Source organism: Nocardia sp. NPDC056064 (assembly GCF_042266925.1).
Lineage (GTDB): Bacteria > Actinomycetota > Actinomycetes > Mycobacteriales > Mycobacteriaceae > Nocardia.
Window position 1 is genome coordinate 414,550 of record NZ_JBHJWO010000002.1, and the last position, 21,273, is coordinate 435,822.

22 protein-coding genes are annotated in these 21,273 nt (G+C 69.0%); 11 read left to right on the forward strand and 11 right to left on the reverse strand.

Annotation, left to right across the window (positions count from 1 at the left end):
• Positions 1–8: 8 nt before the first annotated feature.
• Positions 9–806, reverse strand: a complete 798-nt coding sequence (locus tag ACFC06_RS25780) for an SGNH/GDSL hydrolase family protein (protein WP_375936822.1) — start codon at positions 804–806, stop codon at positions 9–11.
• Positions 803–1,219, reverse strand: coding sequence for a nuclear transport factor 2 family protein (locus ACFC06_RS25785; protein ID WP_375936826.1), 417 nt, complete (start codon positions 1,217–1,219; stop codon positions 803–805). Before ACFC06_RS25785 ends, ACFC06_RS25780 begins: the two co-directional genes overlap by 4 nt.
• A gap of 120 nt (positions 1,220–1,339) precedes the next feature.
• Here ACFC06_RS25785 and ACFC06_RS25790 point away from each other — a divergent pair, with 120 nt between their 5' ends.
• A complete protein-coding gene (locus tag ACFC06_RS25790) occupies positions 1,340–1,909 on the forward strand; it encodes a PadR family transcriptional regulator (protein WP_375936829.1) in 570 nt (189 codons plus the stop codon).
• Positions 1,910–1,915: 6 nt separating this feature from the next.
• On the opposite strand, the gene ACFC06_RS25795 is transcribed toward ACFC06_RS25790, so the two are convergent.
• Complete coding sequence (locus ACFC06_RS25795) at positions 1,916–2,530, reverse strand: TetR/AcrR family transcriptional regulator (RefSeq protein ID WP_375936832.1); 615 nt, start codon at positions 2,528–2,530, stop codon at positions 1,916–1,918.
• Positions 2,531–2,597: 67 nt separating this feature from the next.
• Positions 2,598–3,494, reverse strand: coding sequence for a twin-arginine translocation signal domain-containing protein (locus tag ACFC06_RS25800; RefSeq protein ID WP_375936835.1), 897 nt, complete (start codon positions 3,492–3,494; stop codon positions 2,598–2,600).
• 131 nt (positions 3,495–3,625) lie between these two features.
• Here ACFC06_RS25800 and ACFC06_RS25805 point away from each other — a divergent pair, with 131 nt between their 5' ends.
• The 5 genes from ACFC06_RS25805 (at position 3,626) to ACFC06_RS25825 (ending at position 8,755) form a co-directional block, all read left to right on the forward strand.
• Positions 3,626–4,420, forward strand: a complete 795-nt coding sequence (locus ACFC06_RS25805; RefSeq protein WP_375936838.1) for a hypothetical protein — start codon at positions 3,626–3,628, stop codon at positions 4,418–4,420.
• A gap of 204 nt (positions 4,421–4,624) precedes the next feature.
• On the forward strand, positions 4,625–5,995 hold the full coding sequence (locus tag ACFC06_RS25810) for an ATP-binding protein (protein WP_375936841.1): 1,371 nt from the start codon (positions 4,625–4,627) through the stop codon (positions 5,993–5,995).
• Positions 5,996–6,145: 150 nt separating this feature from the next.
• A complete protein-coding gene (locus ACFC06_RS25815) occupies positions 6,146–6,934 on the forward strand; it encodes an ABC transporter permease (protein WP_375936844.1) in 789 nt (262 codons plus the stop codon).
• Positions 6,927–7,760 carry an ABC transporter permease gene (locus ACFC06_RS25820; RefSeq protein WP_375936847.1) on the forward strand — a complete coding sequence of 278 codons (834 nt, stop codon included), beginning with the start codon at positions 6,927–6,929 and terminating at the stop codon, positions 7,758–7,760. Before ACFC06_RS25815 ends, ACFC06_RS25820 begins: the two co-directional genes overlap by 8 nt.
• A gap of 2 nt (positions 7,761–7,762) precedes the next feature.
• Positions 7,763–8,755 (forward strand): ATP-binding cassette domain-containing protein, encoded by a 993-nt coding sequence (locus ACFC06_RS25825; RefSeq protein WP_375936850.1) that lies wholly within the window; start codon positions 7,763–7,765, stop codon positions 8,753–8,755.
• 6 nt (positions 8,756–8,761) lie between these two features.
• Here the strand turns inward: ACFC06_RS25825 and ACFC06_RS25830 are convergent, their stop codons facing one another.
• The gene (locus tag ACFC06_RS25830) at positions 8,762–9,082 is read right to left on the reverse strand and encodes a hypothetical protein (RefSeq protein WP_278262960.1); all 321 of its coding nucleotides are present in this window, start codon (positions 9,080–9,082) and stop codon (positions 8,762–8,764) included.
• A gap of 356 nt (positions 9,083–9,438) precedes the next feature.
• Between ACFC06_RS25830 and ACFC06_RS25835 the strand changes: the two genes are divergently transcribed.
• The gene (locus tag ACFC06_RS25835; protein WP_375936853.1) at positions 9,439–9,933 is read left to right on the forward strand and encodes a DUF4254 domain-containing protein; all 495 of its coding nucleotides are present in this window, start codon (positions 9,439–9,441) and stop codon (positions 9,931–9,933) included.
• Here ACFC06_RS25835 and ACFC06_RS25840 read toward each other — a convergent pair whose 3' ends face one another.
• The 3 genes from ACFC06_RS25840 to ACFC06_RS25850 are packed head-to-tail and all read right to left on the reverse strand — an operon-like array spanning position 9,934 to position 12,554.
• Complete coding sequence (locus ACFC06_RS25840; RefSeq protein WP_375936856.1) at positions 9,934–10,269, reverse strand: hypothetical protein; 336 nt, start codon at positions 10,267–10,269, stop codon at positions 9,934–9,936. It lies immediately after the preceding gene.
• Positions 10,270–11,418, reverse strand: a complete 1,149-nt coding sequence (locus ACFC06_RS25845) for a fatty acid desaturase family protein (RefSeq protein ID WP_375936859.1) — start codon at positions 11,416–11,418, stop codon at positions 10,270–10,272.
• Between the two features lie 44 nt (positions 11,419–11,462).
• Positions 11,463–12,554: a ferredoxin reductase gene (locus ACFC06_RS25850; protein ID WP_375936862.1), complete on the reverse strand. Its 1,092-nt coding sequence runs from the start codon at positions 12,552–12,554 to the stop codon at positions 11,463–11,465.
• A 143-nt stretch (positions 12,555–12,697) separates the two neighbouring features.
• On the opposite strand from ACFC06_RS25850, the gene ACFC06_RS25855 reads away from it, so the two are divergent.
• A complete protein-coding gene (locus ACFC06_RS25855; protein ID WP_375936865.1) occupies positions 12,698–13,345 on the forward strand; it encodes a TetR family transcriptional regulator in 648 nt (215 codons plus the stop codon).
• Positions 13,346–13,391: 46 nt separating this feature from the next.
• Here ACFC06_RS25855 and ACFC06_RS25860 read toward each other — a convergent pair whose 3' ends face one another.
• Positions 13,392–14,717 (reverse strand): MFS transporter, encoded by a 1,326-nt coding sequence (locus ACFC06_RS25860; protein WP_375936868.1) that lies wholly within the window; start codon positions 14,715–14,717, stop codon positions 13,392–13,394.
• Between the two features lie 114 nt (positions 14,718–14,831).
• On the opposite strand from ACFC06_RS25860, the gene ACFC06_RS25865 reads away from it, so the two are divergent.
• Both ACFC06_RS25865 and ACFC06_RS25870 read left to right on the forward strand, forming a co-directional pair.
• Positions 14,832–15,386 (forward strand): PadR family transcriptional regulator, encoded by a 555-nt coding sequence (locus tag ACFC06_RS25865; RefSeq protein WP_375936871.1) that lies wholly within the window; start codon positions 14,832–14,834, stop codon positions 15,384–15,386.
• Positions 15,383–17,410 (forward strand): FAD-dependent oxidoreductase, encoded by a 2,028-nt coding sequence (locus tag ACFC06_RS25870; RefSeq protein WP_375936874.1) that lies wholly within the window; start codon positions 15,383–15,385, stop codon positions 17,408–17,410. Before ACFC06_RS25865 ends, ACFC06_RS25870 begins: the two co-directional genes overlap by 4 nt.
• 87 nt (positions 17,411–17,497) lie before the next feature.
• Here ACFC06_RS25870 and ACFC06_RS25875 read toward each other — a convergent pair whose 3' ends face one another.
• Positions 17,498–18,637, reverse strand: coding sequence for a phosphotransferase enzyme family protein (locus ACFC06_RS25875; protein WP_375936877.1), 1,140 nt, complete (start codon positions 18,635–18,637; stop codon positions 17,498–17,500).
• 67 nt (positions 18,638–18,704) lie between these two features.
• Between ACFC06_RS25875 and cmrA the strand changes: the two genes are divergently transcribed.
• Positions 18,705–19,508 (forward strand): mycolate reductase, encoded by an 804-nt coding sequence (cmrA, locus tag ACFC06_RS25880; RefSeq protein ID WP_375936880.1) that lies wholly within the window; start codon positions 18,705–18,707, stop codon positions 19,506–19,508.
• On the opposite strand, the gene ACFC06_RS25885 is transcribed toward cmrA, so the two are convergent.
• On the reverse strand, positions 19,509–21,161 hold the full coding sequence (locus ACFC06_RS25885; protein ID WP_375936883.1) for a helicase HerA-like domain-containing protein: 1,653 nt from the start codon (positions 21,159–21,161) through the stop codon (positions 19,509–19,511).
• Between the last annotated feature and the right edge of the window lie 112 nt (positions 21,162–21,273).

Sequence of the window (21,273 nt, forward strand, 5' to 3'; positions counted from 1 at the left end):
CCGCGCTGTCAGGTGACGGGCGAACCCGCCACCGAACCGACCGGCAGCAGCTGCGGTCGTTTGGCGACCCGCCCGTCACCGGAGGACTTCCCGGTGAGCCTGCGCAGCAGCCACGGCCCGAGAAATCCACTCGCCCAGCGCACTTCGGTCACGCCGGTGGCCAGGATGCCGGGCGTGGGCAGCGGAGGCAGCGGTTCAGCCCAGCTGCCGTCGGCCCCGGGCAGCGACAACGTCTGCGCCAGGGCGTCGGCGATGCGCTGGTGGCCGAGTGGGCTGCAGTGCAGGCGATCCCACGACCACATACGTGGATCGGTGACCACCGGAAGATGGTCGAAGTCGGCCACCAGGACCCCGTGATCGGCCGCCACGGCGCGGACCACCCCATTGAGCGCGGCCAGGCGCCCACCGAGTGGCCGGGTGACAGGCATGACCGCGGTGAGGTCGGGGAAGGTCACCGTCGCCACCACCGCGCCCTGCCCGGTGAGGGCGGCGAACATCGCGGCGAGGTGCTCCCCCACCACGTCGGCGTCGAAGCTCGGACGCAGCATGTCGTTCACCCCGGCGATGACCGTGGCCACATCGGGCCGCAGCGCCAGTGCCGCGTCGAGCTGGTCGGCGCGGACCTGGCCCGCGAGTTTGCCGCGCACGGCCAGGTTCGCGTAGAGCAGGCCGGGGGCGGCAACGGCCATCCTCGCGGCCAGGCGGTCGGCCAGGCCGATCAGCCCGGTGCTGTCGTCGCCGTCGCCGACGCCTTCGCTCTGGCTGTCGCCGAGCGCGACATAGCGCGAGAACCCCGGCGTGCTCACGCGGTGGCCTTGCCCTCGATCGCCTCTCGCGCCTCCTGCTGGATGCGCGGGTACTGCTCGGCCATCCGGGCGGCCAGCGCCTTGGCGGCCGAGAGCGGGCGCACCATCACCGTGAACTCGTCGATGCGGCCTTCCTCGTCGAAATGCAGGAAGTCGCAGCCCGACAGCCGCAACCCGTCGACGGTGGCCTCGAACACCAGCGCGTGGTCACGTCCGTCGGCGCCGCCGATCTCGCGCACGTAGCGGAAGTCCTCGAACACCCGCAGCACCGCCCGCAGGATGGCCGCGGTGACCGGCTTGCCCGGATACGGCGCGAACGCCACCGGGCTGGTGAACACCACGTCGTCGGCGAGCAACGCTTCGATGGCGTCGTGATCCCTCGCCTCCACCGCCGTCCGGAACGGATGACCCATGCCAGCCTCCTAGGCAAATAATTGAATAGTTCACCAGAGGCTAACCGCAGCTCTACACCGATGTCCAGTGCGCTGCTGGTTTACCGATTTGAATAATCGCACTGCTGTTACGCTGGGCGGATGGCGTTACGACACGCGGTACTGGCCGCCCTGATGGAAGGTGAGGCCTCCGGCTACGACCTGGCCAAACTGTTCGACGCGGCGGTGGCCAACTACTGGATGGCGACCCCGCAGCAGCTCTACAAGGAGCTCGAACGGATGACCGCCGACGGACTGATCGCCGCCCGCGTCGTCGAACAGGAGAAGCGCCCCAACAAGCGGCTGCACTCGCTCACCGAGACCGGCAGGCAGGTTCTGCGCGACTTCATCGCCGAGGCGCCCAAGCCCACCGTCATCCGCGACGACATGCTGGTCAAGATCCAGGGCATGACGACCGGTGACACCCCCGCGGTCGAGGCCATGCTGATCGAGCGCCGGGGCTGGGCGCAGGCCAAGCTCGCCCGCTACGAACGCCGCCGCGCCCGCCTGCTCGACGGCCGCAGCGAGCCGGCCTACCTGAGCGAATCCGCCCACATCGGCCCCTACCTCACTCTGCTGCGCGGCATCGCCTTCGAGCAGGAGAACATCCGCTGGGCCGAATTCGCCCTCGGCGCCGTTCGCGGGCGCGCCGAAGCGACCAGCCGGGACTGACCACGTCTAGCGCGCGGGTTGCCCGTGCAGGGCCAGGGTGTTGTCGACGCAGCGGGTGATGAAGGCGTCGTCGATGGGCTCCGACCCCACCAGGACCCGGAAATACAGTGGTGCCGAGAGAGTTTCGACGACCTCGCGGGGGTCGGTCGTGCCGGCGAGTTCGCCGCGCTCGATCGCCCTGGTGACGACGTGGGAGCTGCGTTCGAAGCGGTCGTCCCAGAAGCGGCGGCGCGCGGCCTCGACCTCCGGGTCGACGGACAGCGCGATGACGGTGCCGACGAGTCGCGCGATGCCGGGACGGGCGATCAGGTGCGAGACCTGTTCGGCGAGTACCCGCAGGTCGGTGCGCAGCGAACCGGTGTCGGGGACGGGGTTGCCCACGGCGGCCAGTTCGGTGACGGCGTCGGCGATCAGGGCCGTGCGGGTGCCCCAGCGGCGGTAGATGGTGGTCTCCGCGACACCGGCGCGGGCGGCGACGTCACCGATGGTCAGGCCCTCGACGCCGAACTCGGTGATCTGCTCGAGCGTGGCGGTGAGCACCGCCACGCGCACCCGGGCCGAACGGCCGCCGGTGCGCTTGCGCGGGGCCGTGTCGGCCTGCTCGGCGTCGTCGAGATCCATGGTCCAGTTCTACTCGACGTGCCTGCCCCATGCCGAATGCGCGGCGACACACAGGCATCGCCGCGCCTCACTGGACGGTGCGCAGGTAGGCCGTGATCCAGTTGCCGAACTCGCAGGCCAGATGCCACCGGTGTTCGGCGATGTAGAGGCCCGGCAGCGCTGCGGGGAAGGCGACCTTGAGCTGGGCACGGAAGCCACCGCCCGGTTCATCGCGGAACTGGTGGCGGACACCGCCGATGACGAAACCGTCGGCCAGCGACGCGACACCGGCGGCGGTGAGCGGATACGCGGGGTCCGCGGGCACCATCACCCCGGTGACGTCGGTGTAGTCGACGAAGAACTGGCTGGGCAGCATCGCGCCACCGGTCACCTCGATGACCTCTTGGCGGCCGTCGGGCAGCGTGGCGATGAGGTAGTGGTCCGGGCAGGCGTCGGTCCACACCGGCCGGTCGTCGGTGAGGCGGGCGCGGTCGAACCAGTCCAGGAAGCCCTGGGCGGTGCCCCGGTCACTGGCGATCTCGGTGATCGCGTACTGCCAGCGTCCGTCCGAGGCGGCGATCCCGGCCCGCGCGGCGGTTTCGGAGGCGACGAGTTCGGCGGCCAGCAGCTCGCGGATCCCCGCCTCGCCGATGCTCAGCCGTGCCTGCGCCAAGGCCACGCGCGCGGCCGGCACGTCGTCGACGGCGTTCTCGAGCCGGGTCAGCAACGAGTCCAGCTCACCGGTCAGCACCCCGACATAGTCCTGGCGCAGCCGCGCCGCGACCACCGAGAACCGCCGCTTCTCCCACTCGACGACCGCCGCCTGATCGACCAGGGCGCCGTCGATGAAGGTGCGCAGCCCGGCCTGCGCCGACTGCCCCAGCGGGGACGCGAAGGCCGGCCCGGAGCCGAGACAGGCCGCGGCCAGACCTGCGGCGGCAGTGGCCCCGGCAGCGCGGGTCATGAAATTTCTCCTGGTCAGCATCGACCGATTCCTCTCGGGAACGAATAAAAGCAAGTCTTACTTGCGTTAAGACAGCATCAGCCATCACCATGGACCTGTCAATGGCCTAATGCAAGCAATACTGGCTTTAATTCACCCAGGAGGACGTCAGCATGGTCGATCCGATCACCATCCGCGCAACCATCGGGCGGCGCGAGGTCACCCGCGGGCAGGTGCTCGAGTGGGAGTCACGCCGCGCCGACATCGTGCTCGCCAAATACGCCCGCCACCTGGGCGCACGTGGAATCGCCGAGATCCTGCCCGGCCCCACCGTCGAGCAGCTGCGCGGCGCGCCGCTCCCCCTGCGCCGCGCCGCGCTCGCGACACTGCGCACCGAGTTGGGCCACGCCGGGGTCTACGCCATGCTCAAACGGGAACTCGCCATCTCTGAACGCATCGCGCGTATCGGCGTCGCGGCAGGCAGAGGCAAGGTCAAGTACTCGATCGCCCGGTTGCACGCGCCAGGGTTGTCGGCCGAACGCTTCGCCACCTGGTTCGACAACCTCGTCGTGGTCGACGACGAAGACGCCATGAACGCCGCCTGCCCGGACCACTACCTGCTGCGTGGCCTGTCCGACGGCCGCCAGGAGGTCGTCGAGACCACCGGCGGCTCCCCCGCCGCCTCCCGCTTCCTGGTCGACTATCACCGTCCCGACGACGTCACGATCCCGGCCGATCCCGCCTACCCCGTTCAGATCACCGGAACCGCTCTGCTCGACGACGGCCTGATCATCGGCGGGGTCCGTCACCAGTTCCGCGACAACGACGGCGGACTCGATGCGCTGCTCACCGTCCAGTTCCCCGGCGCGGTCCCGCAGCGCCATATCCACCAGCACCAATGGCACCTGGCCTGCGAGTTCGGCAACTGGATGCTCGCCGCGGCACCGTTCGCCGCGACCACCCGCTGACCCCGACCGGACGCGATGCGGGTGGTGGACCGACGGACCGGTACCCTTCCCACTCATGTGGATCATTCTCGCTATCTCCGTGGTCAGCTCCGTGGCCATCGCCATCCTGTTCGCGACCGGCTTCCCGGAGCACTGATCGAACACCAGATAGCGACTCGGTAGCTATCCGCACGTCCGCGGCCTGTTCGGTGCGATGATCGGCGGGTGCCGAACAATAGCCAGACCTTCGCCCGGTCCGAGGACGGTCGTTCGTTCGTGGTCGCCGACGCGACCGGGTGCGCGCTGGTCGCCGGTTCGCTGGCGGTGATCGTCAGCGCACAGCGCCGCCAGCTCGCGCTGGTGGAGGAACGCTCACAGACCTCCCCGGCCTTCTTGCGCGGCAGGATGATGGGCGAGGTGCTCGCCGACGGCATCGACGTGCGCGCCGGATACCCGTTCGACGACGCCACGGTGGAGATGGCCGACGCGGCCACGGTGCAGACCCTGCACGACACCACCGGCGCGCGGCTCGACATCGGCGTCGACCTCACCCCACCCGGTGGTCCCGCCCGGCTGTTGCCCACCCGGTTCAACCGGCACACCTTCTGGTGCGGGCAGAGCGGCTCGGGCAAGACCTACGCCCTCGGTGTCGTGCTCGAACAGCTGATCGCGCACACCGCCCTGCCGGTGGTGGTCTTCGACCCCAACTCCGATTTCGTGCACCTGGGCGAGCTCGATCCCCAGGCGAGCGGCCCGACCGCCGACGCCCTGCGCCGCCGCGACATCCGGGTGTTGCGCCCGCACAAGGGTGCCCTGCTGCGGGCCCGCTTCACCGAACTCCCGCTGCCGTCCAAGGCCGCGATCCTGCGGATCGACCCGATCGCCGATCGCGAGGAGTTCAACGAACTCATGCACCTGTCCACGGTGCTCTCGGCCACCGAACTCGACGACACCCTGCCGCACCTGCGCAGCTCGGAATCACCGGCGCAGCAGCGGCTCGGCATGCGCATCGAGAACCTGGGCCTGCTCGAATGGGAGGTGTGGGCACGCAATCAGCGCGCGGTCACCGAGGTGGTCGCCGAGCGACCCGACGCCACCGTGCTCGATCTGGGCGGATTCTCCACCGCCGAACAGCAACTCGTGGTAGCTCTCGCGCTGCTCGACGAGCTGTGGTCGCGCCGGGAGGAACGCCGCCCGATCCTGCTGGTGATCGACGAGGCGCACAATCTGGCCTCGCCCCAACTGGATTCGCCGATCGCGGTCGCGGTCAGGGAACGGCTGATCCAGATCGCCGCCGAGGGCCGCAAATTCGGGCTGTGGCTGCTGCTGTCGACGCAGCGGCCGTCGAAGGTCCACCCCGGCATCCTGTCCCAGTGCGACAACCTCGCGCTGATGAAGATGTCCTCACCGGTCGACCTCGCCGAACTGGGCACCCACTTCGGCTACGCGCCCGCCGCGCTGCTGGAGCGCTCACCGTGGTTCCGCCAGGGCGAGGCGCTGTTCGCGGGCGGCTTCACCCCCGCCCCCGCCCTGGTCGCGATGAACGCGCGGATCACCAGGGAGGGTGGCACCGACGTCAAGGTCCCGCTGCGCTGAACCACGGTCGATCCGTGCCGTTTTCGTGCTGATCTGTCCGGATCGGCCTAGAGTTGACTGATTGTGCGGGGCAATGCGGAGGGGGACGGGCAACTCGCCATCGCGACGCGCCGGTGTCCGGTCCGCCGCGGCAGGCCGAGCCTGGTCGCCGTGTATTGGACCTTCGCCAGGGCAGGCTTCAAACGCCAGGCCCAGTACAAATTGGCGATGTTCGCCGGGCTGTTCACCAACTGTGTCTTCGGTTTCGTGCGGGCCGCGGTCCTGGTGGCCGCGGTGCGCGCCGCCGGTGGGTTCGGCGGTTACGACGAGGGCACGATCGCCGCGTATGTGTGGCTGTCGCAGGGGCTGCTCGGGGCGACCCAGTTCATGGGCCCGCAGATCGACCTGGTCGACCGCATCAAATCCGGTGACGTCGCCATCGATTTCCTGCGCCCGGTGGACGTGCAGCTGAGCTATCTGGCCGGCGACATGGGCCGCGCCGCCTGCACGTTCCTGCCGCGCGGCGTCCCGAGCATCGTGGTCGGCGCGGCCACCTTCGGCCTGTCCATGCCGACCTCGCCGATGGCCTATGTGCTCGGCGTGATCAGTGTGCTGCTGGCGGTGGCGCTGTCGTTCCTGTGCCTGTTCGCGGTGGCGCTGATCGGGTTCTGGGTGGTGGAGATACGAGGGATCCGTGTGCTCTACCAGATCGTCGGCACGTTCCTCGCAGGGCTTTTCGTTCCCGTCCACATGTTCCCCGACTGGCTGCGCACCATCGCCAGAGCGACACCGTTCCCCTCGATCCTGCAGGCGCCGATCGATACGCTGTCCGGGCGAGCAGAAGGTCTGGATGCGGTGTTCACTGTTGCGGCACAAGGGTTTTGGGTGCTGGCGATCGGGTTGCTCGGGCGGGTGATGCTGCGGGCGGGTCAACGCAGACTGGAGGTACAGGGTGGGTGAACCGGAGACCGCGCGCATTGTGGCCGGGACCTGGTTCACCCCCTATCTCGCAGTATTGCGTTCGCGTGTGAAAGCACAGCAGGTGTACCGCCTCTCCTTCGCCACCGAGGTGTTCAGCGCGTTCCTGATCGGGCTGGTGGAATTCGCCGAGGTGTGGGTGATCTTCCACAATGTCGGCACGCTCGGCGGGCTGGACGTGAACGCGGCGCTGTTGCTGTTCGGCCTGTCCAACACCTCCTTCGCGCTGGCGCAAGTGCTGGTGGGACACCTGGATTCGCTGCCGACCATGATCAGGATGGGCACCCTCGACGCCTACCACCTGCGCCCGCAGCCGCTGCTGCTGCAACTGGTCACCAGCGACATCTCGCTGCGCAGGCTCGCCAGGGCGGCCGTCGCGGTGATCGTGCTGACGATCGGGCTGTGGCGCAACGACATCGACTGGGGCATCGCCCCGGTTACCTTGATCGTGATCACCCTGCTGAGTGGAATTGCGCTGTTCTGTGGCCTTTTCGTATGCGCGGCGGGGCTACAGTTCTTCTTGATAGACGGTGCCGAGCTCACCAACAGCTTCACCTACGGCGGCTCGTTCGCCGCGATGCAGCCTGCCTCGGTGTTCCCCACACCGCTGAAACTGTTGTTCGGGTTCGCGATTCCCGTCGCGTTCACGGCGTACGTGCCGACCATCGCCCTGCTCGGCCTGCCCGGCCCGCCGCTGCTGCCCGCGTGGTCGGCCTGGCTGACCCCGGTCGCCGCGGTCTGGGTGTGGTTGCTGGCGTTGTCGGCATGGCGGATCGGTACCAGGCACTACCAGGGAGGAGGTGGCTAGCGATGCACGAGCGGATCGACGCCGAACCCATCATCGACATCGATGACCTCACCCGGCAATTCACCGTCTACCGCAAGAACGGCAGCCGATGGCGCCGTCATCGCGACACCATCACCGCCGTCGACGCGATGAGCTTCCGCGTCGAACGCGGCTCCGCGGTCGGCTACATCGGCGCCAACGGCGCGGGCAAGTCGACCACCATCAAGATGCTCACCGGCATCCTGGTGCCCACCTCGGGCAGTGTGCGCACCTGCGGGCTGGAACCGGTGTGCCAGCGCAGGGAACTGGCCTCGCGCATCGGCGTGGTCTTCGGGCAGCGCTCGCAGCTGTGGTGGGATCTGCCGCTGCACGAGTCGTTCTCGATCCTGGCCGCGATCCACCGCCTCGACCCCGACATCGCCGACAAGCGCACCCACGAGCTGGTCGAACAACTCGAGATGGCCGAGACCCTCGACACCCCGGTACGCCAGCTGTCGCTCGGCCAGCGCATGCGCGCGGAAGTGGCCGCCGCGCTGCTGCATTCGCCGGAGCTGGTGATCCTGGACGAGCCGACGATCGGGCTCGACGTGCTGTCCAAACAGCGTTTGCGCGAGTTCCTGCGCGCCGAGCGCATCGAGCGCGGCACCACCCTGCTGCTCACCACCCACGACATGGGCGATATCGAGCGGCTCTGCGACCGGGTGCTGGTGGTCGACCACGGCAAGCTGGTGTACGACGGTTCACTGACCGGACTGGGCGCCACCGTGGGCGCGCGCCGGGTGCTGGTCGTCGATCTGGCCGCGCCCACACCGGATCTCGACGATCTGCCGTGCGGGGCGCAACTGCTGTCCAGCGAGGCGGGCGGCATGCGCCAGCGGCTGGCCTTCGACGCCGAGCACACCACCGCGGCGGCGTTGCTGGCCGCGGTGTCGGACCGGGCGCAGGTGCGCGATCTGTCCATCGAGGAACCGGGCATCGAGGACGTGGTGCGCCGCATCTACGAATCGGCGCGCTGAGCGGATTCAGCTCGGCGCGTGCGGATTCCCGGAGTACAGGCTCACTTCGCCGCCCTCGCCGAGAAAGGCGTTGACCAGCATGATCCGCTGGGCGCGCAATTCGGCTTCCTCCGGGGCGGCGGTGGTGATGGAGATCTGCGGAATGGCCGCCCAGTTCACCACGTACCGTTCGGGCGGGCCGTCGTCGTCGGACAGGCGCGCGATCCGGAACACCGAGACCGCGTGGCGCTCCATCAGATCGCGCACGACGTCGGCGATTCGCTGCGGGTCTTCCAGCGCGAACAGGAACCCGAAGGTCAGTTCGGGCGAGGACACATAGGCAGGCACATTGTCCGAGGCTAGTGCATTCGGCGGCCGTGCCGGGGTGCTCCGGAACAATGATTGCCGGAAATGCGCCGGGTGGTTACACCGGGGAAGCGCGCCGGTGACCCGGCCGTAATCGTCGATAACGATTGTCGCCGCCTGCCCGATTTGTACTCCGTACTATTGCGTGGCGGCGCCGGATCGCGCTTTCCTGGAGTAGTCCCGATTTTCCCCGGGTCGTCTTCCCTGCCGCAGCGTCGCGGACAATTCGTCGACGCCCGGGCGGGGCTACGCCGGTGCCGGGGAGTGCACCTGTCCCGCGTCCTCCTCGGCCCTGGCGTATCCAGTCCCGAATTCCGCGTATCTCGAGGGCGTGCACCATGCCGAACGAATCCGGCCATCGTGCGGATGCCGCGCAACTCCCGTCGCCGACGGCGTTGTTGCGTGCCTTTCGCCAGTCCACCGCCCAGGACCATCCGGTACTCGACGCGGCCGCGGGGCTGGCGCACTGCCACGCCCGCAGGCGCACCACTCTCGACGCGGCCCGCGACGCCGAGGCGGCGGGCACGGTCTTCGCCGCCTGCGGACGGCTGCTCGACGACATCGACGACACCCGCGCGGGCCTGATCTCCCGCATCGACGACTGGGTCACGGGCCATGTGGCGCACCGCGGCGGCGCCTCCCTGCACACCGAGACCCTCGGCGCGGTGATCGACCGGATGGCCGAAAAATGGATCGCCGCCCAGCAGGCGCTGGGCGGCGATCCGGTGGCACGTACGCACGTGCACTGGTGCAGATTGGCCGAGCTGACCGACGGTTACCGGGATCTGATCACCGATGTCACCGAACGGCGCAGGCGGCTGCCGGTGTGGTGATCAGGCCTTGCCCGGCTCGCGGGGAGCGGGCTCGGCCTCGGTGACCACCGGTTCCGGCTCGGTGAGCCAGGCCGCGGAATCCGAGCCGGTCTCGTCCGGAGTGTCGAGATCTTCGGCGGCCTCACGACGCTGTTCGGCGCGCTCCACCGCGGCGTCGCGGCGAGCTGCCGCGGCCGCCTCGTTCATCTCGATCGCGTCGGTGAGGAATTCACCGATTTCCCGGGCGACCTCGGCGACGGTCCCGGTGATGAGGGCGGCGATATTGCCGACCCGGCGCGCACCGGAGGACGTCAATTCCTGGACGAGGTCTTTGTTGGTCTCGAATTTCCCGATCATCTACACGCCCACTTCGGTTGCCTTCCGATTACGCATAACGATAACACCGGGCTTGGGGGCCCTCTTCACGAAGCGATCCGGCACCGAGAGCGCGAAGATCTTCGCCCACACCGAGCCGATCTGCTTGGAGAAACGGCCGGTGTTGTAGGGCAGGCCGTACTTCTCGGCCAGCGCCTTCACCTCGGGCGCCATCTCCGGGTACCGGTTGGCCGGGATGTCGGGGAACAGGTGGTGCTCGATCTGGTGCGACAGGTTGCCCGACATGATGTGGAACAGCTTGGAGCCCTTGATGTTCGCCGAACCGAGCATCTGGCGCACGTACCACTCGCCGCGGGTCTCGACCTCGGTCTCCTCCTTGGTGAACGTCTGTACACCAGCCGGGAAGTGGCCGCAGAAGATGATCGAGAAGGTCCACAGGTTGCGCACGATGTTGGCGGCGGCGTTGCCGGCCAGCGTGTGCAGGAACAGCGGGCCGGTCAGCGCCGGGAACACCACGTAGTCCTTGAGCACCTGCTTGCCGGACTTGCGCAGACCACCCTTGATCAGCGGGATGTTGTCGCGCAGCTTGCGCTTGCCCTGGATGATGTTCTCGACCTCGTGGTCGTGCAGCATCACGCCCCACTCGAACAGCACCATCAGCAGGAACGCGTAGACCGGGTTGCCCAGGTAGTACGGGTGCCACTTCTGGCCCTCGTCGATGCGCAGGATGCCGTAGCCGATGTCGCGGTCCATGTCGTGGACATTGGTGTAGGTGTGGTGCATGAAGTTGTGCGAGTGCTTCCACTGATCGGCCGGGCACACGGTGTCCCAGTCGAATTCGCGGGAGTTGATGCCGCGCTCACGCATCCAGTCGTACTGACCGTGCATGACGTTGTGGCCGATCTCCATGTTGTCGAGGATCTTCGACACACCGAGCGCGGCGACACCGGCCAGCCAGAACGGGGGCAGGAAGCCCAGGTACATCAGGCCGCGGCCGGCGACCTCGAGCCCGCGCTGGGCCTTGATGATCTTGTAGATGTAGTCGCGGTCGCGCTCGCCGAGGTCGGCCTCGATGCGGGCGCGCAGCTCGTCGAGTGCCTTGCCGAGCTCTTCGACCTGGTCGGGGGTCAGGATGACCGGACCGTCTTTGCCTTCGGTGAGGATCGTCATAGCGGTATCTCCCCTTGGTTGGTGAATCGGGCTGTGGTTGTCGTCTAGAGCGCGATGTCGACGTCGCCGACCGCGGTGTTCACGCAGATCTGGATCTGCTTGTCCGGATCGGCGTCGAGCTCGCCGGTGCGCAGGTTGCGGGTGCAACCGGAGACCTTGGTCGCGGTGCAGGAGAAGCAGATCCCCATGCGGCAGCCGTATTCCGGGGTGAGCCCGGCGGCCTCGGCCTGGTCGAGCAGCGGCGCACCGGAGTTCTCGGTGGTGACGGAGCTGCCGGAGAAGGTCACGGTGCCGGTGGCCTCGGACGGGTCGGTCGGCACGGTGGTGAGGGTGAACTCCTCGCTGTGCACCCGATCGCCCAGACCCTCGGCCTCGAACAGGGTCCGCACCGCGTTCATCAGCGGCGGCGGCCCGCAGACGAAGGTCTGCGAGTCGGCGAACCAGGGCGCCACCCGCTCGAGCTCGTCGTAGTCGAAGAACCCGCTGCCGGTGGAGGTCTCGCCGTTAACCACGGTGCCCGGCTCGACCGGGAAGCGGTACTCGATGCGGAAGTTGGGCCGCCGGTTGGCGATCGCGGTCAGTTCGGCCTTGTGCGGCACCATCTCCGGCTGACGCGCGTAGTGCAGGAAGGTCACCGGACCGGTGAAACCCTCGGCGTCGAGGGTCCGCAACATCGACAGTACCGGCGTGATCCCCGAGCCGCCGCTGACCAGCAGCACCTTGCCGGGCCGCTGTTCGGGCAGCGCGAAGACGCCGGAGGCGGGCGCCAGGTCGACGATCATGCCCGGCTTCGCGTTGTCGTGCAGGTAGTTCGAGACCAGCCCGCCGGGATGCGCCTTGACCGTGATCTGCAGGTATCGGTCCCCGCGGCTCTCCGGATCGATCGGCGAATAGCACCGGGTGTGGCGCACGCCGTTGATCGAGACGCCGATCTGCACGTACTGGCCCGCGGTGTGACCGCGCCATTGGCGGGTAGCCCGCAGAGTGAGGGTCACCGAACCGGGGGTGGCGTGCGAGACATGGGTGATCTCGGCACGCAGTTCCCGTGCGGTGAGCCCGGGGCGGACGAGCTCCAGGTACCGGTCCAGCGGGTGCGGCGTCGTCAACGTCTGCACCAGATCGATCAGTCCCACCATTGCTTGAACCCCTTCATGGAAGTCACTCGGCATGCGGTCCACATTTCAGTGCACGCCTGTACACTCACCAGTGTGCCGGATGGACCCATCCCGCTGTCAACCGGCAATAATGTGAGGCGGGCAACATCTAGAGGGATTCGACTATGGTGAACGGATGTATGCTCACCGATGTGACTGAGCAGGCAGGAACCCGTAACGAGCGCAAAGCGCACACCCGGGCCGCCCTTCTCGACGGCACGCTCGCGCTGGCCGCCGACCGCGGCTTCGCGGCGCTGAGCCTGCGCGAGATCGCGCGCTCGGCCGGCATCGTGCCCACGGCGTTCTACCGGCACTTCGCCTCGCTCGACGACCTCGGCGCGACCCTGGTCGACGAGGGCGTCACCGCGCTACGACTGGCATTGCGCGAGGTCAGGCGCAAGCCGGACGCGCATCTGGCCGATACCGTGCGCTTCGTGTTCGACCAGGTGCGCACCAAGCGCGCGCTGTTCGGCTTCCTCATCCGCGAGCGCCACGGCGGGCCCGCCCCGCTGCGTCAGGCGATCGCGATGGAGATGCAGCTGATCGTGCGCGAGATCGTCGCCGACCTGTCCCGGCTACGCGCGCTGGACTCCTGGAGCACCACCGAACTCGAGATCGCCGCGGACCTGCTGGTGACCACGGTCACCGACGGCATCGCCGCCTTCGTGGCCTCCACCCCGCGCGAGGAGGCCGCCATCGTCGAGCGCACGGTCATGCAGATGCGGCTGATCGCGCTGGGTATCGCGGGCTGGCAGCCCAAGAACGCCGGGTGAACCACAGGGTGAACATTCGTTCACTGTGAGATCGCCCAGATCTGGTTTATTTCGTCTGCGCGGGCGCCCGGACCGGGAGCAGCACCAGCAGTCCGGCCACCAGCACCACCAGCAGGCCGGCGATCCCGGCCCGGTCGCTGCCGAAGACCCAGACGAACAGGCCGAACAGGGCCGGCGCGAGGAACGAGACCGCCCGCCCGGTGGTGGTGTAGAGCCCGAAGAGCTGGCCCTCGCGTCCCGGCGGGGCCAGCCGGGCCAGGAACGACCGGGCCGAGGCCTGCGCGGGCCCGACGAACACCGTCAGCGCGAGGCCGAAGATCCAGAACATCAGCGTGCCCGAGACCACCAGCAACACCAGCCCGCAGGCGATCATCCCCACCAGCGAGGCCACGATCACGCGTTTCGGGCCGAGCCGGTCGTCGAAGCGTCCGGCCGCGATGGCGGCCGCCCCGGCCACGACATTGGCGGCGATGCCGAACAGCAGTACGTCGGCGTCGGCGAAGCCGTACACCTGCACCGCCAGCACCGCGCCGAAGGTGAACACCCCGGCCAGGCCGTCCCGGAAGACCGCGCTGGCCAGCAGGAACCACACCGTGTGACGGTCCTGTCCCCACAGTTCCCGCACATCCCGCCACAGCACCCGGTAGGACCCGAGCAACCCGGCCCGCGACGCCCCCGGATCAGCGCCGGTGCGCGGCATCTCCGGCACCGCGAACAGCACCGGCAACGCGAACACGGTGAACCAGACCGCCGCCAGCACGATCACCAGCCGGACATTGAGCCCCTGGTCGGTGGGCATGCCAAGCACGCCACGGGAATCACCGTCACCGGCCAGGAACCCCACGTAGCAGATGAGCAGCAGCACGATGCCGCCGAAATAGCCCATCGCCCAGCCGAATCCGGAGACCCGCCCGACCGTGGCCGGGGTGGACACCTGGCGCATCATGGCGTTGTAGGGCACCCCGGCCAGCTCGAAGGTGGCCGAGGCGAAGGCCAGTAGCGCCAGGCCCAGCCACAGATCGTGGTAGTCGTCGCGCACGAAGAACATCAGCGACATGGCGCCGACGGTGAGCGTGGTGAGCGTGGCCAGCGCGCGTTTGCGGGAGCCGACGGCGTCGAAGTACTGCCCGCAGACCGGCGCGGTCACCGCGACCACGAGCCCGGCGGCAGCCAGCGCCCAGCCCAGCCACGCGCTCGCCGAGACGCCACCGGGCAGGTCGTCGCCTACCTTGTCGGTGAGATACACCGAGAACACGAAGGTCAGCGTCACGGCCTGGAACGCCGAGGACCCCCAATCCCACAGTCCCCACGCCAGCACCTGCCCGCGTCCGGCCGCCTCACCGACGGTCTCGGCCGCGCTCACCTCGGTCATGGGCGAAGCGTAATGGCGATCGCGGCGCCCGGCAGGGCACATCAGTGTTTCGGCAGGTCGCCGTCAATATGAACCTGATTGCATAGTACCGCCCGTTCCGGATATCCTCGTCACATGGCACTGGAGCACGCGCTGCTGGTCTCGCTCAGCGAACGGTCCGGCTCGGGATACGAGCTCGCCCATCGATTCGACAAGTCGATCGGCTACTTCTGGAGTGCCTCGCATCAGCAGATCTACCGGGTCCTCAAGCGTATGGAGGAGTCCGGCTGGGTGACCGTGGAATCGGTGACCCAGCACGGAAAACCCGACAAGAAGGTGTACTCGGTGGCCGAGGCCGGACGCACCGAACTGGCCCGCTGGCTCGCCGAACCCACCCAGTCCACCCCCGCGCGCGACGAGCTCGGCGTGAAGATCCGCGGCGCCGCGCACGGCGACATCACGGCGGTGTGCGCCGAGGTCGAGCGCCATCGCGCCGACCACGCCCGCCGCCTCGACGAGTACCGCCTCAGCGAAAAGAAATTCTTCCCGGTGCCGGACCAGCTCTCCGGCACCGCACTGCACCAGTATCTGGTGCTGCGCGCGGGCATCCGCGCGGAGTCCGGCTACGTCGAATGGTGCGACGAAGTACTGCAGGCCCTGCGACCGCGAAAAGGTGAACCCAGCCCATGAGTTTTCCGCACCTGTTCGAACCCCTCGACCTCGGCCATACCACCCTGCGCAATCGGGTGGTCATGGGTTCCATGCACACCGGTCTGGAAGACCGCGCCTGGGACACCAACAAACTGGCCGCCTATTTCGCCGAACGCGCCCGCGGCGGGGTCGGCCTGATCATCACCGGTGGCTACGCGCCCAACCGGACCGGCTGGCTGCTGCCCTTCGGCGGCAAGCTCACCACCAGGACCGAGGCCTACCGGCACCGCGCCATCACCAAGGCGGTGCACGCCGAGGGCGGCAAGATCGCCATCCAGATCCTGCACGCCGGGCGCTACTCCTACATGCCGACCAGCGTGTCGGCCTCGGCGATCAAGTCCGCGATCAACCCGTTCAAGCCGCGCGCGCTGTCGAGCAAGGGCGTGGAGTCCACCATCGACGACTACGCCCGCTGCGCGTCGCTGGCCAAGCTGGCCGGCTACGACGGCTGCGAGATCATGGGCGGTGAGGGCTATTTCATCAACCAGTTCCTCGCGCCGCGGGTGAACAAGCGCACCGACAAGTGGGGCGGCACCCCGGAGAACCGGCGCAGGCTGCCGGTGGAGATCGCCCGGCGCATCCGCGCGGCGGTCGGGCCCGATTTCATCATCGTGTTCCGCCTGTCGATGGCCGAGCTGGTGGAGAAGGGGCAGACCTTCGAGGAGATCGTCGCGCTGGCCAAGGAACTCGAGGCCGTCGGCGTCGACATCCTCAACACCGATATCGGCTGGCACGAGGCCAGGGTGCCCACCATCGTCACCTCGGTGCCGCGCGCGGCGTTCGTGGAGTTCACCGCCAAGATCGCCCGCCAGGTCAACATCCCGGTCTGCGCGTCGAACCGGATCAACATGCCCGAGATCGCCGAGGAGATCCTCACCCGCGGCGACGCGGCGCTGATCTCGCTGGCCAGGCCGCTGCTGGCCGACCCGGAATGGGCCAACAAGGCCGAGGGCGACCGGGCCGACGAGATCAACACCTGCATCGCCTGCAACCAGGCCTGCCTCGACCACGCCTTCGGCAACAAGAAGGTGTCGTGCCTGGTCAATCCACGCGCGGGCAGCGAGACCACGCTGAACCTGCTGCCCACACGCCGCGCCAAGCGCTTCGCGGTGGTCGGCGCGGGCCCGGCGGGGCTCTCGGCGGCGGTCAGCCTGGCCGAGCGCGGGCACCGGGTCGACCTGTTCGAGGCCGACGACAAGATCGGCGGCCAGTTCGACATCGCCCGCCGCATCCCCGGCAAGGAGGAGTTCGACGAGTCGATCCGCTACTTCAACCGCAAGATCGAGCTCACCGGCGTGGCCCTGCACCTCGACAAGCGGGTCACCGCCGAGGAACTGATCGCGGGCGGCTACGACTCGGTGGTGCTGGCCACCGGTGTGCGGCCACGCATCCCGAACATTCCCGGTATCGACCACCCGATGGTGCTGTCCTACGCCGAGCTGGTGAAGCAGGAGAAGCCGGTCGGCAAGAAGGTCGCGGTGATCGGCGCGGGCGGGATCGGCTACGACGTGAGCGAATACCTCACCGTGGAGGGTCATCCCACGCTCAAGCTCGACGAGTGGAAGGAGGAGTGGGGTGTCGACGCCGACGACGAGAAGGTGCCCGGCCAGCTCAGGCAGCCGCGCCCCGCTCCCGCCGCCCGCGATGTGGTGCTGCTGCAACGCAAGTCGACCCCGTTCGGCAAGGACCTGGGCAAGACGTCGGGCTGGGTGCATCGCGCGGCGATCAAGGCCAAGGGCGTCGAGCAGGTCGGTGGCGTGAACTACGAGCGCATCGACGACGCCGGGCTGCACATCTCCTTCGGTGAGAAGCGCGAGAACCCGCGCGTCATCGAGGTCGACAATGTGATCGTCTGCGCCGGACAGGAATCCGTGCGCGAACTCGAGGAACCGCTGCGCGCCGCGGGCGTCGACCTGCACCTGATCGGCGGCGCCGACGTGGCCGCCGAACTCGACGCCAAGCGCGCCATCGCCCAGGGCACCCGCCTGGCGGCGAGCCTGTAGTCCCCCCGACCCGGCCGTCCGACGCGACGGACGGCCGCCCGCACCGCCCCATCCACCGAACTCGCATCCGGTGGGTGGGGCGGTGTTCTATGTCAGGTCGCGCAGCGCGTCGGCGAGCTCGCGCCCGTCGGGGCCGGCGTACCAGCGCAGATGCCCGAGCAGCCAGTCGTGGTAGGCGATCTCGGCCGCGCGGTGATCGTGGGCGACGGTGAGGAAGTAGTCGATCTCGGAGAGTTCGTAGCCGAGGTGGATCAGCGGCAGCAGGTCCGGCAGCAGCGCTCGCTCGGCTTCCGACAACGGCCGCTCGGATCGGTATCCCGTCAGCAGCGCGGCGATCTGGTCGTAGCGCACCGACGCCGCTCCCCCGTCGCGCAGGGCGACCCAGTCGACGGCCGTGCGCTCGATCGCGGTGGCGAGGTCGAAGACCGCCGTGGTGCGATCGGCCAGCCCGAAGTCGATGACGGCGGTGACCTCGTTGTCGTGCCAGAGCAGGTTGGTCGGATGCCAGTCACCGTGCGTCCACAGGGGTGCGACGCCCCCGAGATCGGCCCGGACGTCGACGATCTCGTTGCGCCAGTCGCGCTCGGCGAGGAAACGAGCTACCGCCGGACGCCGCGCGAGATGCCACTCGAACGCCGCGCGCACCCCGGCGTGCATGCTCGCCACCAGCGGCCGGGCCGGTCGCGCGGGCGCCTCGAAACCCGCCGCGGCCAGGTGCAACCTGCCCAGCATCGCCCCGGCACCCGCCGCATCGGCGCGATCCCGGTACGGCGACCAGGAGAAGTCGGCCCGATACCGGTCCGCGCCGACCCCCACCTGCTGCACCTCGTAGACGAACCACCCGGATTCGCACGGCGAGCTGGAGCCCGGCGGGCCTGCGTGCAGCGGCCGTCGGTCGCGGGCACCGGCCTCCCCCGCCGTGGCACGGGCCTCGGGCACCGCAATCCCCCGGTCGCGCAGATGCGCGGTGAATCGGTGCTCCTCGCCGAGGGCGGTCAGGTCGCGCAGCTGCCGCGGCAGGCGCTTCACCACCAGGTCGGTCCCGTCCACGCACCGCACACCGACCGTCGAGGACAGGGGGCGTGGGCTGCGCCAGCGGATCTCCCCCGGCCGCGCGCCGGGCCAGGTGGCCGCGATCACCCAGGCGACCTCGTCCTCGCTCAGCGGCGGCCCGAGCGGCGCCGCGAGCGGATCGTCACCCATCCCGAACACCTGGTCCTCGCTCATCGCAGCCATGCTAGGTCCGCCGGGCCTCGCGAGGTGCCCGCCGCCGCCGATCCCCTAAGCTCCCGGTGTGAGCTTGCCCTCCCCCACTGCAGACAATCGTGCCGTCGTCACCGGCGCCTCCTCCGGCATCGGCACCGCGCTGGCCGCCGAGCTGGCCGGGCGCGGCTACTCGCTGATCCTGGTCGCGCGACGCGGCGAGGTGCTGACCGAACTCGCCCAGCGGCTGACGCTGGCGCACGGCATCACCGCCGAGGTGCGCGCGGTGGACCTGGCCGACCGCACGCAGCGCGCCAGCCTCGTCGACGAGCTCGCCGTGCGCGATATCGCGATCCTGTGCAACAACGCGGGCATCGCGACCTTCGGCCCGGTCGCCGAACTCGACTTCGCCTACGAGCGCGCGCAGATGGAACTCAACGCCACCGCCGTGCACGATCTCACCCTGGCCGTGCTGCCCGGCATGCTCGAGCGCAAGGCGGGCGGCATCCTGATCAGCGGCTCGGCGGCGGGCAACATGCCCATCCCGAACAACGCCACCTACGCGGCCTCCAAGGCCTTCGCCAACACCTTCTCCGAGTCGCTGCGCGGCGAGCTCAAGGGCAGCGGCGTCAATGTCACCCTGCTGGCGCCCGGCCCGGTGCGCACCGAGATCCCCGCCCCCGAGGACGAGTCGATCGTCGACAAGATGGTCCCCGATTTCCTGTGGGTCTCCTCCGAGTACACCGCCAAGGTGTCCATCGACGCGCTGGCCCGCAACAAGATGCGCATCGTGCCCGGCCTGATCAGCAAGGGCATGAGCGTGGCGGGCAACTACGGCCCGCGCTCGTTCACCGCCCCGATCGCGGGCGCCTTCTACAAGAAGCTGGGCGGCTGATCACCGCCGTCGCCGCGTCCCGAACAGGCTGCGGCTGATCTCGCGGCCCGCCGCGCTGGCCGCCGAGCGCAGGAAGCTCTTGACCGCGGGGTTGTTCATGATCCGGTCGGCGGCCGAGTCGTCGGCGCGGCCGGGCGCGGGCGCGGCCTCCGGTGCCGGGTCGGCGGCGGCCACGCTGGCCAGCAGCATCTCGTAGGCGGACTCCCGGTCGACGGTCTGCCCGTACCTGCCCTGCAGGGCGCTGGCCAGTGCCTTGGATTTGATGGCGTCCTCGCCGATGGTGTCCATCAGCGAGCGCGGCGGCGCGATCTTGGTCCACGCCACCGGTGTCGGCGCGCCCTTCTCCGAGAGCACCGTGACGATCGCCTCACCGGTGCCCAGCGAGGTCAGCGCCGATTCCAGGTCGTACACCGCCGATTTCGGATAGGTGCGCACGGTCTTGGCCAGTGCCTTCTGATCGTCGGGGGTGAAGGCGCGCAGCGCGTGCTGCACGCGCGCGCCGAGCTGGGACAGCACCGGATTCGGGATGTCGGTGGGCAGCTGGGTGCAGAAGAACACCCCGACGCCCTTGGACCGGATGAGTTTCACCGTCTGCTCGACCTGCTGCAGGAACGCCTTGGACGCCTCGGCGAAGAGCAGATGCGCCTCGTCGAAGATGAACACCAGCTTGGGCTGGTCCAGATCGCCCTCCTCGGGCAGCACCTGGAACAGATCGGCCAGCACCCACATCAGGAACGTCGAGAACAGCACCGGCCGCGCGGCCTGCTGACCCAGCTCGAACAGCGTGATCACGCCCTGCCCGCCCGCGGTGCGCAGCAGATCGGCCGGATCGAGTTCGGGTTCACCGAAGAACGTGTCGCCGCCCTCGGCCTCCAGATTCACCAGCGCGCGCAGGATCACCCCGGCCGTCTGCGCCGACACCCCACCGATGCCCTCGAGGTCGGCCTTGCCCTCCGCGCTGGTCAGGTGGGTGATCACCGCGCGCAGGTCCTTGAGATCGAGCAGGGCCAGGCCGCGCTGATCGGCCCAGTGGAAGATCAGGCCCAGCGTCGATTCCTGGGTGTTGTTGAGGCCGAGCACCTTGCTGAGCAGGATCGGGCCGAAGGAACTGATCGTCGCGCGGATCGGCACCCCGATCCCGCCGGTGCCGAGCGAGACGAACTCGGTGGGGAACGAACTCGGCGCCCAGCCGGTCGCGCCGGTCTCGGCGGCGCGGGCCCGGATCTTGTCGTTGTCGGCGCCCGGTTCGCTGAGCCCCGACAGATCCCCCTTGATATCGGCCATCACCACCGGAACCCCGGCGCGGGACAGCTGTTCGGCGATGCCCTGCAGGGTCTTGGTCTTGCCGGTACCGGTCGCGCCGGCGACCAGCCCGTGCCGGTTCATCATGCGCAGCGGAATACGCACGCGCGCAGCCGGATCGGCGACCCCGTCGACCATCACCGTGCCGAGTTCCAGCGCGACACCGTCGAGGGCGTACCCCGCCGCGATCTCCGCCGCGGCCCCCGATTGCGCGGGCGCGGTGGACGTTTCGGTACTCGCGGCGGCCTCCCGCTCGGCGGCCTCGGCGGCCTGCGCCGCCTCCGCGGCCACCCGGGCCGCCTCCTCGGCCGCCTTGCGAGCCGCCGCTGCCTTCTCCTGAGGGGTGGTCATTCGCGCGTCCTCCGTCTGGTCACCGAGCCGTACGCAAGTCCAGGGCAAACTGTATCCCCGCCGGTCACCTCGATGCCGGTCATCCGGGGATGTCGCGGGCAACCGCGCCGCC

What these genes read in the sequence shown, in the direction of transcription:
- ACFC06_RS25785 (WP_375936826.1), bottom strand. Translation starts at nt 1,219, where the DNA reads ATGGGTCATCCGTTCCGGACGGCGGTGGAGGCGAGGGATCACGACGCC.
- ACFC06_RS25800 (WP_375936835.1), bottom strand. Translation starts at nt 3,494, where the DNA reads ATGCTGACCAGGAGAAATTTCATGACCCGCGCTGCCGGGGCCACTGCC.
- ACFC06_RS25825 (WP_375936850.1), top strand. Translation starts at nt 7,763, where the DNA reads ATGCACGAGCGGATCGACGCCGAACCCATCATCGACATCGATGACCTC.
- ACFC06_RS25835 (WP_375936853.1), top strand. Translation starts at nt 9,439, where the DNA reads ATGCCGAACGAATCCGGCCATCGTGCGGATGCCGCGCAACTCCCGTCG.
- ACFC06_RS25795 (WP_375936832.1), bottom strand. Translation starts at nt 2,530, where the DNA reads ATGGATCTCGACGACGCCGAGCAGGCCGACACGGCCCCGCGCAAGCGC.
- ACFC06_RS25860 (WP_375936868.1), bottom strand. Translation starts at nt 14,717, where the DNA reads ATGACCGAGGTGAGCGCGGCCGAGACCGTCGGTGAGGCGGCCGGACGC.
- ACFC06_RS25855 (WP_375936865.1), top strand. Translation starts at nt 12,698, where the DNA reads ATGGTGAACGGATGTATGCTCACCGATGTGACTGAGCAGGCAGGAACC.
- ACFC06_RS25790 (WP_375936829.1), top strand. Translation starts at nt 1,340, where the DNA reads ATGGCGTTACGACACGCGGTACTGGCCGCCCTGATGGAAGGTGAGGCC.
- ACFC06_RS25870 (WP_375936874.1), top strand. Translation starts at nt 15,383, where the DNA reads ATGAGTTTTCCGCACCTGTTCGAACCCCTCGACCTCGGCCATACCACC.
- ACFC06_RS25845 (WP_375936859.1), bottom strand. Translation starts at nt 11,418, where the DNA reads ATGACGATCCTCACCGAAGGCAAAGACGGTCCGGTCATCCTGACCCCC.
- ACFC06_RS25865 (WP_375936871.1), top strand. Translation starts at nt 14,832, where the DNA reads ATGGCACTGGAGCACGCGCTGCTGGTCTCGCTCAGCGAACGGTCCGGC.
- ACFC06_RS25850 (WP_375936862.1), bottom strand. Translation starts at nt 12,554, where the DNA reads ATGGTGGGACTGATCGATCTGGTGCAGACGTTGACGACGCCGCACCCG.
- ACFC06_RS25885 (WP_375936883.1), bottom strand. Translation starts at nt 21,161, where the DNA reads ATGACCACCCCTCAGGAGAAGGCAGCGGCGGCTCGCAAGGCGGCCGAG.
- ACFC06_RS25805 (WP_375936838.1), top strand. Translation starts at nt 3,626, where the DNA reads ATGGTCGATCCGATCACCATCCGCGCAACCATCGGGCGGCGCGAGGTC.
- ACFC06_RS25875 (WP_375936877.1), bottom strand. Translation starts at nt 18,637, where the DNA reads ATGAGCGAGGACCAGGTGTTCGGGATGGGTGACGATCCGCTCGCGGCG.
- ACFC06_RS25840 (WP_375936856.1), bottom strand. Translation starts at nt 10,269, where the DNA reads ATGATCGGGAAATTCGAGACCAACAAAGACCTCGTCCAGGAATTGACG.